Raw genomic sequence first — 15,174 nt, 5'->3', positions numbered from 1 at the left:
GTGGGTGACGGTGGTGCCTTTGGGGTGTCCGGTGGATCCGGAGGTGAAGATGATGTAGCAGGCGTGGTCGGGGTCGAGGTGTTGGGGGAGGTGGGTGAGGGTGTGGTCGAGGTCGGGTGTGGTGGTGGTCTGGAGGGTGTCGATGTTGAGGGTGTGCCAGGGGCCGTGGGGGATGGTGGTGTGGGTGGGTTGGTGGGTCAGGACGAGGGTTGCGTTGACTTCGGTGAGCATGTGGTGCATGCGGTCGGTGGGGAAGGCGGTGTCGAGGGGGACGTAGACGCCATGGGCCATGAGGACGGCGAGGGTGGTGATCACGGTGTCGAGGGATCGTTCGACGCAGATCCCGACGCAGACCTCGGGTCCCACGCCTTGGTCGACCAGGAGTGCGGCGATGTGGGCTGCGCGGGTGACGAGTTCGGTGTAGGTGAGGGTGGTGTCGTTGCAGACGACGGCCACGGCGTCGGGGGTTTCCAGTGCCCGGCGTATGACCAGTTCGTGGATCGCACCGACCGGGAGTTGTCCGCCGTCACCCGCCCATGACTCCACCAACTGCCGCTCGGCGGGCCCCATGAGCGGAAGTCGGCTCACCGGGAGATCGGGCGTGGCGAGGATCTGACCGAGCAGGATCTTCCAGTGGTCCACCAGGGTACGGATGGTGTCGGCGTCGAACAGGTCCGTCGCGTACTCGACCTGGAGATGGAGCCCGCTCGGACGCCGGTACACCGACCAGGTGATGTCGAACTTCGCGGTCCCCGTGGCCACCATGGAACGCTCGACGCTCAGCCCCTCACCGAAGGGCTCCAACGGCTCCTCCTCGTGGAAGGCGAAAAGCGTCTGCACAACCGGGTTGTGACTCAGTGACCGTTCGGGGTGCAACTGCTTCACGGCGAGATCGAACGGGGCCCTGCTGCGGGAGAGCGCGCTCAGCAGCGACGCGCGGGAGCGCGCCACGAGTTCCCGGAAGCAGGGGTCGTCCCCCAGGTCCACCCGGAGGACGAGCGTGTCGACGAAGAAGCCGACCAGGTCGTTGAGCTTGGCATTGTCCCGGCCCGCCACCGGCGAACCGACGACGACATCGCTGCTCCCCGAGTGGCGCGCGGCGAGCACCTGGAAGGCGGCGAGCATCACCGTGTACAGACTGACGTTCTCCTCGGCGGCGAACGCCTCCAGCGCCGCCGAGGACACCCCGGTGAGCGCGAAGTCCGTCGTCTCACCCCGATAACTCATCTCAGCCGGTCGGGGGCGGTCCGTGCCGAGGTCCAGTACGGCCGGGGCATCGGCCAACGTGTCCGTCCAGGCCGCCAGGGCCTTCTCCGTACGAGGGCCGCGCAGCGTCTCGCGCTGCCACAACGCGTAGTCGGCGTACTGGAGCGGCAGTGGCCCGACCGACTCGCCGTCGGCACGATATGCCTCGTTCAGCCGGCGCTGGAACACATCGAGCGACCAGCCGTCGCAGGCGATGTGGTGGAAGGTCAGCTGCAACCAGTGCTCGTCCTCGGACAGCCGGTACAGCGACGCACGCAGCATCGGATCCCGGGCCAGGTCGAATGGCCTGCGGGCATCCGCCTCGACGGTCTCCCGAGCGCTGCGGACGCGGTCGGTGGGTGCGAGGCCGGTGAGGTCGACGAGCGGGCAGTCCGTCTCACGGGTGTCCAGCAACCGCTGGTGCGGCTCCCCGTTCCCGTCCGCCTCGAAGACGGTGTACAGGGCGTCATGACCGGCCGCGGCCGTAGTGACGGCGGCCGTCAGGCGGGCGGCGTCCAAGGGGCCGGTGAAGCGAAGAACGACCGGAATGTTGTAGACGGCGTTGTCCCCGAGCCAGCGGTCGAGGAACCAGAGCCGCTGCTGGCCGAAAGAGAGCGGTCCGCGCTCATCCGGCCTGGCGCGGAGCCGGCCGGCCGAGGACGGCCTCGTTCCGCCTCCAGCTCGCGCGTCGTCTCCCGCGTTCTCGTCGGTCGTGGGGATGCCGTCCATGATGACGCCCTTCTCACCGGTCCACTAAAGGTCCAATAAAAACGAAACGCGGCCGCGGTTTCTTGAAGAGCACACAGAGCAGTGCGTACGCACATCGCCGAAGAGAACCTGTGAACGCTGCAAAGAACTGCGGGATTATTTGCATGGGACATGGAGGAGCGCTGTCACATTAGAGAGGCGCATCAGGACCGGTCAACCCTCGTGATTAGCGCCTGACCTGTACCTTTTAACGATCGGGAGGGTTTTGGATCACATCCTTAGCGTAAATTTAGGGAAGCAATAGAGCCAAATAAGCACACGCCGCCTTGTATATGAACGGAAGATTGAATCGCGTCCGGGCGCGTCGTTCCCCCGGAGCCCGTCGAGGTTCGCGCGGAGTTGTGCGGACCGCCGGAGGGGTTGTCAGCAGGACAGCCGTGACGGGCTGTGCGCCGATATCGAGCCGGCGAAAGGGAATCGGTGCCTGCGGCCGAACCGCCGTGCTGCCACCCGAGGAGGGATCACTTCCGGGCCAGTGCCGTCGAACTGCTCGCCAGGCGACAGGAAATGGTCCACAGGCCGATTTCGGCCGCCTGCCGGCCCGCCGCCTCCACCTGGGCGCGCTCCTGCTGGTACCAGGCGAACGGGTCCGCCAGCAGACGGTCCACCAGGCTCCGCGGCATCGCATGGCAGCGGATGGGCTCATCCGATACGGGCGGGTCCCCGTACCCGCCGCGGCGCTGCGCTTCTCCGGTGAGATACGCCAAGGTGCCGAGAACGCGCCGCAGCGCCGCCCGCTGCTCCTCCGGCGACTCCTCCGCCGCCAGGCGCTCCAGGGCGAAGGCCCTTACGAAGGCGGGGAAACGGTACCGGACGGCTCTGGACGCCTGGTCCACCACCGCTTCGAGCAGATAGGACTCGGTGAGCTCGTCCAGCAGGTCCTGGGCGCAGTGCGGTTCACATTCGAGCAGAGGAGCGCCGATCCAGGGGGCGAAGTCGGGTATCTCCAACTGGGCGAGGTGGCGCAGGGCCCGCTGGGCCTCCGGACTGAGCGCCCTGTAAGCCGGGGTCATGCATGTGCGGACCGCCTGCTCCACGTGGCGCAGCTCGTCCGGGCGGCGGGCCACATCGACGCATCGGTCCACCGCCTCGGCCTGGGCGACGGCGTCCGCCACGGTCCGGTGCGGCCGGGCGGCCAGACGTGCGGCGACCGCGCGCAGCACGAGCGGCAGATCGTCGCAGGCACGGCAGAGCTCCTCGACGGCCAGCGGTTCGGCGGCGACCCGCCGCCGGCCGATGATCTTCATCAGCATTTGCACGGAGCTTTCCCGCCGGAACCGGGAGAGCTCGATGCGGGTGTCCGCGGGCAGCCCGGTGAAACGCCGCCACGAGGTGATCAGCACCCGCGATCCGGACGACCCGGGGAGCAGCGGGGCGACCTGGCACTCGGACGCCGCGCCGTCCAGCACGACGAGGACTCGGCCCTCCGCCAGCAGGTCACGGTACATCTCGGCGCGTTCCTCGACGCTGCCAGGGACGGCTTCGTCGGTCACCCCGAGCGCGCGCAGGAAGCGGCGGAGCACCTCGGCGGCGCTCGTCGGGTGGCCCGGGGCGCCGGACAGTTTCGCGAAGAGCTGCCCGTCGGGGTAGTCCGGAGCGAGCCGATGGGCGACGTGTACGGCCAGGGTTGTCTTGCCGGAGCCACCCCGGCCGGTGATCACGGTGACGGGGACGACGGTTCGGGGTGCGTCGGTGCGGGTGGAGGCGGCCAGAATGCGCTGGATCGCTCGCGCGCGGCCGGTGAAGTCGGCGATATCGGCGGGCAGCAGCCGCGGAATCCTGTGCGCCGGAAGTGCCGGAACCACCGGAACTTCCGGGACCGCCGGGCCGCTGCCGGGCCCGTTCGGCTGGGCGGCGTCCGCCGTCACCATGATGAAGGGCTGGATCCGGGGTGGCGTGCCCCACTCCTCTTCCCCTGCCAGGATCATGCGGTGCAGTCGCTGCAGCTCCGCGCCGGGCTCGATGCCGAGCCTCTCGACGAGCGTCGCCCGCGCCTGGCGGTAGGCGTCCAGGGCCTCGGCCTGCCGTCCCGCGCGGTGGAGCGCGGTCATCAGGAGCACCCGCAGGCGTTCCCGGAGGGGGTGGGCGACGACCAGAGCGCCGAGTTCACTCACGGCGCGGTGGTGATTGCCGAGCCGTAGTTCGAGTTCAAGACATTGTTCCTGTACGGCGAGGCGGCGCTCGTCGAGTTGGACGGCCTTCGCCCGTACCGGCTTGCTGCTGATATCGGTCAGGGCGTGTCCCTGCCACAGCTCCAATGCGGCCCGTAACTCCTTCACCGCCTGCTGGGGTTGCTGGGCGGCGGCGGCCCTTCCGCCTGCGGCGGCCCGTTCCTCGAAGGCATGGAGGTCGAGTTGTCCCTCGGTCATCCGTAAGAGATAGCCGGGCGAGCGGGTCACGATGGGGCCGGGGTGGGGTCCCCCGAGGAGCATGCGCCGCAGCGCGCAGATGCCGATCTGTACCTGGGTGCGGCTCGTCGCCGGGGGCTTCCGCTCCCATATGGCCTCCACCAGACGGTCATTGGAGACGACACGTCCCGATTCGAGAAGCAGCATCGCCAGAACCGTGCGCTGACGCTGCCCGCTGACATCTATGCGCCTGCCGTCGTCCACGACTTCGAGCGGCCCCAGAATCCTGAACTGCATGGGCCCCCTTCGAGGTGGTGACGGCTCGTAGAGGGCGATGGCGCCCGGCCTGACGTACAGGCCCGCCGACCTCCACCGCGCCTGACGTGTTCGAATACTGGTGCAAGGTGTACGAAAAGCGGATACGGGATGTGCATTCGAATGATTGCATGATCGAAAGGGGCCAGTCAACGACTCACTTCCCTGGCTGCGTTCGTCAACTTCATTTCTGCTCGGACGCGTTATGGGGCGCCGCTGTCTGCGAGTTCCGGAAAAGAAACGTCCGAAATTCCATGTTTGAAGTCCGGGCACCCAGGTTCTCTCCGGGCGTGATTCCCTCGGGATGCTCGTACCGTCGGCAGGCGACATGTCTGGTATGCCTGTCGCGCGGGTACCGGCCCGCGAAGTCCTCGTCGCACCACGGCCCGTCCAGCCGGTCTCTCACCCGCATCGCCGTCGTGCCGCCTGGGCTGCTCGCCCGCGCGATCTGCGCGGTCGGAGACGGGACTGGCTCACCGGAACGGGGACGGAGCGACAACTGACACCTCGACAACTGCATCGGTGTTCGAAACGGTCCCGAGCAGGCCTGCTGATCACGCCGGCGCACCGGGAAACTCCCCGATCCCCGACAGAGTCGAGCCAGGTCTTCACGGTGGTTGACGCCGGGTTGGTCAGCCACCGGGACCCGATGCTTCTGTGCGGTGGGCCGAGAAGCCACAGAAGGACCTGCGCCGCCTCAACAGCGATCACCGGTTCTCCATTGGCAGCAGCACGACCAACCGGGCTCCGGGCCGGTTGTCCTCGATGCAGGTGCTGCCGTGGTGGGCCCTGACGATGTCACGGACGATGGCGAGGCCGAGGCCGCTGCCGCCGGTGTCACGGGCGCGGGCGTCGTCCAGGCGGGTGAAGCGTCCGAAGACGCGCCCCCGGTCGGCTTCGGGGATGCCAGGGCCATCGTCGGCGACGACCAGCTGCGCAGTGCCGTCGCGGCTACGGAGGCTGACGTCGACGCGCGTGGCGGCGTAGCACAGGGCGTTGTCCAGCAGGTTGCGTACGATACGGGCGAGGGCGTCCTCATCGCCCGCCACGCGTGCCGCGCCGACGGCGCGCTGGTCGATGACGAGCGAGGTGCGGCGGCGAGCCTCGCGCACCTCGGTGAAGACGATGTCGTCCAGGTCGACGGGGCGCGCCGGCGGTTGGGGCCGGGCGTCCAGTCGGGCGAGTTGGAGCAGGTTGTCGACGAGCCGGGTGAGACGTTCGGTCTCGTGGAGCAGGCCGGGGGCGAGGGTCCGCCAGTCGGCGGAACCGGGATGGCGGGCGGCGACTTCCAGACGAGTGTGCAGGGTACTGAGAGGGCTGCGAAGCTCGTGGGCGGCGTCCGCGATGAATCTTCGCTGCCGCTGGGTCGCAGTGTCCAGACGGGCCAGCAGGTCGTTGAAGGTCCTGGCCAGTCGCCCGAGCGCGTCGTCGGCGGGCGGTACGCCGAGGCGGTGACTGAGGTCCGACGCGGTGATCTCGGCGGTCTGGGCGCGCATGGCGTCCACGGGGCGCAGCGCGCGCCCGGTGAGCTGCCACACGACTGCGGTGAGTAGCGCGATGACTGCCGGCACGCCGGTGGCCAGACCGGTGGCGAGCTGGGCCAGACCGTGGTCCACGCTTTCGGTGGAGACGGCCACGTAGACGGTCAGGGGGTTGCGGGCCGTGCCGGCGGGGACACCGACGGCACGCCATGTCCCGCTGTACCCCACAGGAATGTCGTGGACGGTGTGGGCCCGTGGGTTGCCGGACTCGCTCGCCGGAAAGGCGAACGCCCGCGGCCGGTCGCGCAGATTGGCCGAGCTGGAGAGCACGCTCCCCTTGCTGTCGACGATCTGCACCGCGACTTCTCCGTGGCTGGTGACGGGTATTTCCACGGGGATCCGGTCGCTGTACGTGCTCGCTGCCACGACCTGGGCGCGTTGGAGGGCGGTCTGGTCGAGACCGCTGATCAGGCTGGTGTGCAGCCAGACGGTGAGCAGCACGGCGGCCCCGGTCAGCGCGACGGCCACGACCAGAGCTGCGGCGGCGGTCAGTCGCAGCCGCAGGGACCGACAGGCCCACCAGGACCGAACGCCGACGGCCATGCGTCACCTCGCACCGCTGCGCAGAAGGTAGCCGGCACCGCGGACGGTCTCGATGGTGCAGCGGCCGAACGGGGCGTCGATCTTGCGCCGGAGGTAGCTGACGTACACCTCGACGATGTTGGTGTCGCCGTCAAAATGCTCGTCCCACACGTGGGTGAGGATGTCCGTCTTGCTGATCACCTCGTCGGGGTGCCTGAGCAGATACTCCAGGAGTGTGAACTCCCGTGCCGTCAGATCGATGTCACGGTCCCCGCGGCGGCAGCGGCGGCGTGCGGGATCCACGGTGAGGTCGTCGGCGGCGAGCACGGCGGGCCGGGCGGGTGCCCCGCGCCGCAGCAGGGCCCTCAGGTGGGCGACGAGCACCACGTAGGAAAACGGCTTGCTCAGGTAGTCGTCGGCGCCGAGGTCGAGGGCATCCGCTTCGTCGTGCTCCCCGTCCTTTGCCGTGAGCGTCAGCACCGGCGTCCAGATCTTGGCGGCCCTCAGCCGTTTCAGGACCTCGTACCCGGACAGGACGGGCAGCATGATGTCCAGGACGATCACGTCGTAGGGCTCGTGGAGAGCACGCCACAGTCCGTCCGCCCCATCGTGTGCGAGGTCGGCGACGAAGCCCTCTGCGGCAAGTCCGTCGGCGATGGCCTCGGCGAGTGCATGCTCGTCCTCGATGATCAGCATCCGCATGGCAGCCTCTCTCCATCCACCGTAGCTCCGGACCAGCGGCTGGTTTGATTGAGAGGACCCTGAGGATCGGTTCGGCTCTCAGCTTCCTCTTAGCACCGCGGTCACAGGCTGGAATCGTCAAACAGGCTCGGACAGGCAGGGTGAGGAACGATGAAGAGCCTCCGAGACGAGCGCCGGGACCGGGATACCAGGGAGCGCATGCGGCGCGACGACGACCGCGGCCGGCGGGTGACAACCGACGTCCGGCGTGTCGGCGGGCGGCCCGAGGGACGGCGGGAGACGGACCTCGACGAGCGGGAGTACCTGGTGCGCACGTCGCGCGTCGCCGATCGGCCGTTCGGCTGACGGGGGTGGGAACAACTGGAGAATTGAGGGCTGTTCGACGGCCATCGCGGCCGGTTCGTGCCGTAACGGAGCACGGACCGGCGGCGTGTGCAGTCAACAGCGACGGAGGGCGATCGCCGCAACACAGCCCGAGTCCGCGGCGACGTCTGCGATCGTCCAATCCTCAAGGCACTCGGCCGGTGCCATGCCCGTGCCTACGTAGTCGATGGACAACCCTCGGGCCAGGCCTGTGCCGAGGCCCTTGAGGTAAGCCTCCTTGCGCACCCAGGCCCTGGCGAAGGCCAGGGGCCGTTCGCCCTCGGGCAGGGCTGCGAGCTCGGTCCGCTCCACCGGGTGCAGGTCAGCGACGAGTCCGCTCACGACGTCGGGCGGCGGGATTCGCTCCATGTCGACGCCGACGGGTGTGTCGGCGAGCGCGATCAGGCAGAGGCCGCCGCTGTAGGCCAGGGAGAAGTACGGTGTGCCTCCCACCACTGTCGGCCGGCCGTGCGGACCGCCGCACACCGGGCACGGCTCGCGAGTGAGCGCTACTTGCCGGGGCGGGACACCGAGCCGGGCGGCAAGGAGGCGGCGCAGTGCGGCGTGCCCGGCAACGTACCGGTCGCGGACCGCCTCCTGGGCGAAGGCGCGGGCCCGCCGCCGTTCCCCGGCGTCCAAAGTCGTCGGCGCAACCGGCGTGTCCGCGCGCACGAGCCACAGGGCGGCCGGTGGTGTCACTCCTGCATCACCGCTTCCACCAGATCCAGGACCAGGTCCAGGGTGTGCTGAACCTGCAGGCCGTGGTCGGTGTACCAGTCATCCGTGGCCTCCGGGTGTGGTCCGGTGACCGCCACAGGACCGCTGCCGAACCGGGTCACGAGGGCGGCGGAGGTGCCGTTGTCGTAGGTGGCGAGGATCCTCGCGTCGGCGTTCTCTTCGAGGATGAAGAGGGGGCCGTCCTGGAAGAACACGGTGCGCGGGCGACCCCGCCATGTCACTTGGACCAGCGTGTTGCCCTCGTCGTGGACTGTGGCCCCCGGAGAGTGGATGTACTGGTCGGTGTCGCCCGGAAGGAGACCAAAACCCGGGGTGACCCCGGCGAGGTAGCCGCCGAGGCAGAAGCCCAGATAGCGCCCGCCGCCGTGGACGAAGTCCCGGATCGTTCGGCGCTGCCGACGCAGAGTCCGCCAGGCGGCGGCGAGCGTGCCCCCGCCGGGCTGGGCGTACAGCACGGCGCGGGACAAGGACTCGGCTGACAGCGGGCATGTCTCGCCCGGGCCGGTGAAGCGGACGTCCAGGCCCCACGGACCGGAGGCGAGGAGTCCGGCGACCGCCTCGGGACAGCCGGGCAGCGAAGCCGGCCCGCGATAGACGAGAGCGAGGCGACGGTGCCCGGCCGGGGGCTCGGTGGCTGCCATGGCAGCCTCACCGCACCTGCTTCGTCGGCCCGGCAGGCACAGGCCGCACGGTGGGCGGTACGTCGAGCCCTTCGGCGGGGAGCCCGTGCCAATTCGTTCCCGGCGTCAGCCGCTCGCCCTTCATGACCAGGGACAGTGCGCCAAGCTGGACACCGGCACCCACCACCGCGTCGTAGAGCACGATTGTCCGCGCGCCGATGCTCGTGCCGGGGCCGACGGTCACCGTCGACATCTTCATCACGCGGTCCTCGAACAGGTGGGTCTGCAGTGAGACGTGCAGGCCGATCGCGGCGTCGTCGCCGACCTCCACCAGGTCGAACTCGGTGAGGTACGTGGTGCCGATCCAGGTGCGCCGTCCGATGCGGGCGCCGAACCGCCGCAGCACCGGGGGCAGGAACGGCGTCCCCACCAGGGCACCCACACCTGCCGGGACCGCGGCCGCCTCGAACAGGCCGGTGACGAACTCCGTACGACGCACGAACAGGCTCCACAGGGGCTCGACGCGCGGCCGGTACCGTCCGGCGACCACCCACTTGGCCAGCGCGCAGTACCCGACGACGGCCAGCACCGCGCCCATGGCGAGGAGCGGCGACACGAGCAGCGGCACCAGGGGCCCCGTCCGGTCGGCGATGCCGGCCAGGACCAGGAGGTAGAGGCCGGCACTGGTGGCGAGCACAGAGGCGGGCATGGTGGCGCGGAAGAACTCGATGGCCAGGCGGCCGAGCACCGCCCTGCGCGTGGGCTGGAAGGTCAGTTCCTCGGGGAAATTCCCACTGCGCTGGCGCACCGGCAGCTGCAGTGCGGGCGAGCCCAGCCAGGTGCTGTCGGCAGGCACATGGTCCAGGGACGGCACCGTTCCCACACCGATCAGACAGCCCGGGCCCAGCCGAGTTCCGGCGGGTACGAGCGCCGCGTTGCCCACGAATGCGCGCCGGCCGACTTCGGTGGGCACGAACGCCACGCGGTCGACCGCGAAGGTGGCGACGCCGATGCCGGCCATGTCGGCGACGAAACTGCCGTCGCCGAGGTCGAGCAGGTCCGGGTCGATGTGTGCCGCGGTGGAGACCTCGGCGCTGCGGCCCACGCGGGCGCCGAGCAGCCGCAGCCACGGGGCCGTGTAGAGCGTGGCGTAGAGCGAATTGGTGAGGACGAGGCTGTGCTCGAGCAACTTGTCGGCGAACCACTTGCGCACGCCGAGTGCCGAGCGGGCCGGGTGGATCCCGGGGGGTGTCCTGCGCAGAACCGCCCGCTTCCCGATGGCAACGATCAGGCACGCCGTGGTCACGAAGAGCGGGCCGGACAACGCGGTGGCGACCAGACCGGCGGCCGGTCCGCCGTACAGCCAGGCCCACCAGAACAGGGCGAAGCCCGGCAGGGCCATGGCGACCACCGCTGCTTCGAGCATGGCCAGGCCGAGCACGACGGCGGCCAACTGCCGTGGGTGCCAGCGGTCCGTCCCGGCCCCGGTGCTCAGCATCTTCTCGACAAGCGGGGAGAGTGCCTCCACCGGGCGTGCGGGCGATCCGGCGCGGCGTGCCCCGGCGGGGACCGCCTCGTCGGGGCCTGCCGCGGACTGCTCGCCGAGCCCGGACCGGGGGCCCAGGTACGCGCCCGGTTCGAGGACCGCGTTGGCGCCGACGTACGCCCGCTCTCCGACGGTGATCGGGGCGACCGTGACCCATCCGTCGGCGACCTGCCAAGGGCGCAGCGTGGCGCCGTAGCCGATCGTGGCGTCACGGTCGATGCGCAGCAGCGTGGGCAGGCCGACGAAGCTGGTGGCGATGGTGGCGCCAGGGCCGATGCGTGCGCCGAGAAGCCGCAGGTAGTGGCCCATCAGAGGGGACCCGCTCAGTACCCGCAAGGGGCCGATGCCGAGCAGCAGCACGTCCAGCGCCCACAGACGCAGATACGTCGCTCCCCACAGTGGGTACCGGCCGGGCCTGATGCCCGCCGCCAGCGGTCGTGCCAGGGCGAGGGGAACGAGCCAGCGAATGGTGGTGTAACCGGCCAGCACGGCGAGCGTCGACACGACGGCCCCCCAGCCCGATATCCGGCCGTGGTTCAGGGCGTAGGAGATGGCCACCGGTCCCGTGAGCAGGAACAGCAGCCCGTAGAACGCCGCCGCCTGGGCCAGTCCGGCACGCGCGATCCGTGCGCAGCCGTGCCGGAGGGGCGCGGGCCGGGCCTGACCCATCGGGCGAGGCGTGTTTGCCGAGGAACGCAGGCGTGCCGCGAACGCCCGCACGGTCGGGTTCTCGTACAGGTCGCGCAGGGTCGGGCCGGTCCCGCCGTCCCGGCCCCGCAGCAGCGATACGGCGCGGGCAGCGAGCAGGGAGTGACCGCCGAGGTCGGTGAAGAAGTCGGCCTCTGCCGACAACTCCTCGGGGGCGATGCCGAGCGTCTGCGCCCAGGCGTCGCGCACCATCGTCTCCAACTCCCCGCGGGCCGGCGTCACGCGGCCGGTGTCGATGAACCGGCGGCCGGTTGGCGCGGGCAGTCGCGTGCGGTCGGCCTTGCCGCTCGGCATGACCGGCAGCCGGTCGAGGAAGTCCAGTGTCGAGGGCACCATGTAGGCGGGCAGCGAGCGGCACAGGCGCTCGTGCAGCCGTCCGGCGAGGATGCCGTCAGGAATAGTGCCGTCCTCGGCGCGCACCACGTAGGCGGCGAGAGCGCGGTCCCCGTCGGACCCGTTGTGCCGGACCACGAGAGCGGTGGCCGTCTGGGCCACTCCGGGGTCCTCCAGCAATACGTTGTCGATCTCGTCCAGCGACACACGGTAGCCGCGGATCTTCACCTCGGCGTCGGCCCGGCCAAGGTAGTCGATCTCCCCGTCGTCGGTCATCCTCCCGAGGTCTCCGGTGAGGTACAGGCGGCCGCCGGGCGCCAGGTGGTGATCGACGAAGCGGTCGGCGGTCAGGTCCGGCCGGCCCACGTAGCCCCGGGCAAGGCCCGGACCGCCCAGGCAGATCTCACCGACGGCTCCCTGCGGCACAGGTCGGCGCCGCTCGTCGAGGAGAACGACCGAGTACGTCGGCAGGGGGCGACCGATGGTCACCGGGCGGCCCGGACGGAGTTCCTGCCAGGTTGCCGTAACCGTGGCCTCGGTCGGCCCGTAGGTGTTGAGGATGCGCCGTCCTGGCCTGCTCCACCGTTCGACGAGCGGGGCAGGGCATGCCTCGCCGCCCACGACGACGCTGCGGATCCGCGGAAGGTCGTACGGGATCGTCGCCAGCAGCGTCGGCACGCAGTACAGGACAGTCACGTCCTGGTTCTGCAGGAAGTCGGCGAGTTCGGCGCCCAGCCGTCCTGAACCGTCCGGTCCGGCAACGAGCGTGGCACCGGCCGTCCAGGTCGGCCAGATCTCCTCGATGGAGAAGTCGAACGAGATGGTCATGCCCTGATACACCCGGTCCTGCGGCCGGACGCCGTAGATCGGGGACACGACGCGCAGGAAGTTGCAGATGCTCGACTGAGCGATCTCCACCCCCTTGGGTCTGCCACTGGATCCCGAGGTGTACATGATGTATGCAAGCGGATCGTCCGCGCCCCAGTCCTCGGCGGCCGGGCGCGAGGACGGCAGCGGGGCGAGGTCTCCAGCGCACGCATCGATCTCGATCACCGGGCACACCTGGCGCAGCCCCGCCCAGGCGGCGCCAGCAGCGAGAGCGGACGTGGTCAGCACTGCGGTGGCGCCCGCGTCACTCAGGATGAAGGCGACCCGGTCGGGCGGCGCAGCGGGGTCGATGGGAACGAACGCCGCGCCCGTCTTGCAGACGCCCAGCAGGCACACGTACATGTCCACGGACCGGGGCAGCAGCAGGGCCGCGCGTCTGCCCGGGCCAATGCCCATACGGCGCAAGTGGTGGGCGACTCGATTGGCTCGGGCGTCGAGGTCTGCGTAGGTCAGACGGCGCGGGCCGCATTCGAGGGCGACGGCCGACGGCGTACGGTCGCAGGCATCCTCGAAGAAACGGTTCAGGCTGCCGACGGTGCCCGCCGTCCCCGAGGTGGTGCGGTCTCCCGTAGGAACGACGGGCGGGGCGGCGGTATGGGAGGCCATGGTTCCCCCTTTTCGGTGCGAAAGGGTGCGCGGTCATTCCCGGTGCCCCTTTCAGCTTGGGCGACGCCCGCTGAGAGGACGCTGAGAAGCGGATCCGCGCGTGATGGCACAGCAGTCGCGGACACCCGCGAACAGCGAGAGCCGCGTCGGTCTACAGCAGTCGGGCGTCACCCACGACTGCCACCGAGCAACTTTCCGTGATGGTGATCCCGGATCGGGAGCGGGCCTGTGGAGGATCACGGCGACAGAGGCGTCGTCACCGAGACGTCCGCGACGTGAGCGAGGAGGTTGCGCCCCCGGTGGTGCAGCCGCCGACTGCTCCCGCCCGCCGAAGCTCCCAGCGTCCAGATCGCCGACCGAGCTGCGCGAGCGGTGGCAGGATTCGGCGATCCGGGGCGTTCGGCGCCCACGTCGTCCATCGGCGCGGCCGTGTGAAAGGGAGTGCGGGCCGACCGCCGACGTCGCCCTGGCCGCCGTCGACAGCCCTGCCGTGGTGTACGTGATGCCGGCCGACCGGCTGCGGGCAGCCTCAGCCCGAATCCGGGCCTGCTGGCCTCGCCGTTTCGGTTGAGGTGGTGAGGTGTTCCTGTTCGTCCGCCGTCGAGGGGGTCGAGGTGATTTCGCTATTTGGGCATGGTGGAGGCCCGGCGCGGTGGTCGAGTTCTCCGGGGCCCTTCGGGTTGTGGGCGGTCAGGGGTGGTTGTCGGTCAGCCGGCTGGCCGGGGCAGAGCGGCGAGGCGGTGGAAAGCTTCGGCGAGTTCGTTTCTCCATGGCCAGGTCGCCGATATCCGCAGGCGGAGGCGTCGGCCACCGCGGGTGAGGCGGGCGGCGACGTGCAGCAGTCTGTAGCGGTGTTTCTAAGGACGTTTTTGGGCTCCAGTCGACGGAGGTTTTCTGGCTCCATGGTTGGGCTGGAGGGGGCGTGAGGCGGTGTGATTCACGCCCCTGTAGCAAGGTGATTTGGCCCCACTTCGATCGAGTGGTTCCGCTGGCCCTGGGGGTGGGGTCTCGCGGTAGTTTGGGAGCCTCGGTCAGCCTGCCGTCAGCGTGCCCCCGACAGGTGCGTGGAGGCTGCCGACCCGGCTCGACTCAGACCGTGGACCGCCCAGTGTCCGCGGTGGCTGGACGAGAACGGGCATTGGTCCGGCCGGCACTGGGACCCGGCGGCCGGACCCGGAACGGCTGCGGCCGGCCCCCCGTCAGGGAGGTCGGCCGCGGTTGTCGGCGAGGGTTAGCTGCAGTGCCGTACCTAACCCTCAGCTTGGCGGGGTATGCGCAGGGACTCGTCCAGGATGGTCATGAGTTGTGCTGCACGGCTCTTGCCAGTCGGCGCCAGAGGGTATCTGTTCAGAACATCGATCAGGACAGGTGTGGCGCGTTGCCGAGCCTTCTCAATCAGCCGGAGCCCGACGGGGAAATCACCGTCCGCGTTCAATTCTCCAACGCGCGCGGCGCTTGCGGCGGCTCTCAGGATGTGACCCACTTGGGTGGCTTTCGCGATCGGATGGAGGTAGGCCGCAGAGGCGGCATCTCCCGCAGCGCGCGCAGCCAGCCGTGCGGCCTCCGTGTTCGCTTCCTTCGCCGCCCGGTGGGCGTCCAAGGAGGTGATGCGCTGAAGTTTGGTCCTTCTGGCGCCGTTCACGAACTCCCGCGCAGCGTCAATGGCTGCACGAGGCCGAGGATCGCCGGGGTTGGCCTCCTCGAACACGGGAAGAACTTCCTCAGCGCTCTCCAGAACGTAGTGGGCGACGACGCGCAGCTCGTCCACGGTCAGTTCAAAGTCCCCAGATACGATCGTCACGGAACCGATTCTCCCATCGAGCGATCACCTGCGGTCTCAGAGCCTGTCGGGTGGCTGATCATGCGTGATGCGTGACGGTCGTGATCTGCCCTCCGGGCATGGAGACGGCCCCGGAATGATCACGTGGTGT

9 protein-coding genes and 1 pseudogene are annotated in these 15,174 nt (G+C 69.7%); 1 reads left to right on the top strand and 9 read right to left on the bottom strand.

All coding sequences use genetic code 11. The annotated features are described in order from the left end of the window. From ABZ826_RS37260 to ABZ826_RS37245, 4 genes are all read right to left on the bottom strand, one after another. On the bottom strand, positions 1 to 1,974 hold a 1,974-nt coding region (locus ABZ826_RS37260; RefSeq protein WP_361458735.1), incomplete at its 3' end, for a condensation domain-containing protein. A 500-nt stretch (positions 1,975 to 2,474) separates the two neighbouring features. After that, the gene (locus ABZ826_RS37255; RefSeq protein WP_361458733.1) at positions 2,475 to 4,658 is read right to left on the bottom strand and encodes an AfsR/SARP family transcriptional regulator; all 2,184 of its coding nucleotides are present in this window, start codon (positions 4,656 to 4,658) and stop codon (positions 2,475 to 2,477) included. Positions 4,659 to 5,383: 725 nt separating this feature from the next. Continuing rightward, positions 5,384 to 6,760: an ATP-binding protein gene (locus ABZ826_RS37250; RefSeq protein WP_361458731.1), complete on the bottom strand. Its 1,377-nt coding sequence runs from the start codon at positions 6,758 to 6,760 to the stop codon at positions 5,384 to 5,386. Positions 6,761 to 6,763: 3 nt separating this feature from the next. Then, positions 6,764 to 7,441 carry a response regulator transcription factor gene (locus ABZ826_RS37245; protein ID WP_361458729.1) on the bottom strand — a complete coding sequence of 226 codons (678 nt, stop codon included), beginning with the start codon at positions 7,439 to 7,441 and terminating at the stop codon, positions 6,764 to 6,766. A gap of 150 nt (positions 7,442 to 7,591) precedes the next feature. Here ABZ826_RS37245 and ABZ826_RS37240 point away from each other — a divergent pair, with 150 nt between their 5' ends. Beyond that, positions 7,592 to 7,786 (top strand): hypothetical protein, encoded by a 195-nt coding sequence (locus ABZ826_RS37240; protein ID WP_361458727.1) that lies wholly within the window; start codon positions 7,592 to 7,594, stop codon positions 7,784 to 7,786. A gap of 93 nt (positions 7,787 to 7,879) precedes the next feature. Here ABZ826_RS37240 and ABZ826_RS37235 read toward each other — a convergent pair whose 3' ends face one another. The 5 genes and pseudogenes from ABZ826_RS37235 to ABZ826_RS37215 form a co-directional block, all read right to left on the bottom strand. Further along, a complete protein-coding gene (locus ABZ826_RS37235; RefSeq protein ID WP_361458725.1) occupies positions 7,880 to 8,503 on the bottom strand; it encodes a 4'-phosphopantetheinyl transferase superfamily protein in 624 nt (207 codons plus the stop codon). Beyond that, positions 8,500 to 9,183: a BPL-N domain-containing protein gene (locus ABZ826_RS37230; protein WP_361458723.1), complete on the bottom strand. Its 684-nt coding sequence runs from the start codon at positions 9,181 to 9,183 to the stop codon at positions 8,500 to 8,502. Before ABZ826_RS37230 ends, ABZ826_RS37235 begins: the two co-directional genes overlap by 4 nt. A gap of 7 nt (positions 9,184 to 9,190) precedes the next feature. Further along, positions 9,191 to 13,243 (bottom strand): Pls/PosA family non-ribosomal peptide synthetase, encoded by a 4,053-nt coding sequence (locus ABZ826_RS37225; protein ID WP_361458721.1) that lies wholly within the window; start codon positions 13,241 to 13,243, stop codon positions 9,191 to 9,193. Between the two features lie 707 nt (positions 13,244 to 13,950). Next, a pseudogene (locus ABZ826_RS37220) lies at positions 13,951 to 14,094 on the bottom strand (IS1380 family transposase); the annotation flags it as partial. A 398-nt stretch (positions 14,095 to 14,492) separates the two neighbouring features. Next, positions 14,493 to 15,044: a putative immunity protein gene (locus ABZ826_RS37215; RefSeq protein WP_361458719.1), complete on the bottom strand. Its 552-nt coding sequence runs from the start codon at positions 15,042 to 15,044 to the stop codon at positions 14,493 to 14,495. Between the last annotated feature and the right edge of the window lie 130 nt (positions 15,045 to 15,174).

Origin of the sequence: Streptomyces sp. NPDC047515 (assembly GCF_040643055.1) — a bacterium.
In the GTDB taxonomy this organism is placed as follows: Bacteria; Actinomycetota; Actinomycetes; order Streptomycetales; family Streptomycetaceae; genus Streptomyces.
The sequence above is the reverse complement of the archived record's forward strand: the minus strand, read 5'-3'. Positions and strand labels throughout refer to the sequence as shown.

Excerpts from the sequence above, each read along its gene's own strand:
- ABZ826_RS37240 (WP_361458727.1), top strand. The coding sequence starts at position 7,592 with ATGAAGAGCCTCCGAGACGAGCGCCGGGACCGGGATACCAGGGAGCGC.
- ABZ826_RS37225 (WP_361458721.1), bottom strand. The coding sequence starts at position 13,243 with ATGGCCTCCCATACCGCCGCCCCGCCCGTCGTTCCTACGGGAGACCGC.
- ABZ826_RS37250 (WP_361458731.1), bottom strand. The coding sequence starts at position 6,760 with ATGGCCGTCGGCGTTCGGTCCTGGTGGGCCTGTCGGTCCCTGCGGCTG.
- ABZ826_RS37255 (WP_361458733.1), bottom strand. The coding sequence starts at position 4,658 with ATGCAGTTCAGGATTCTGGGGCCGCTCGAAGTCGTGGACGACGGCAGG.
- ABZ826_RS37230 (WP_361458723.1), bottom strand. The coding sequence starts at position 9,183 with ATGGCAGCCACCGAGCCCCCGGCCGGGCACCGTCGCCTCGCTCTCGTC.
- ABZ826_RS37245 (WP_361458729.1), bottom strand. The coding sequence starts at position 7,441 with ATGCGGATGCTGATCATCGAGGACGAGCATGCACTCGCCGAGGCCATC.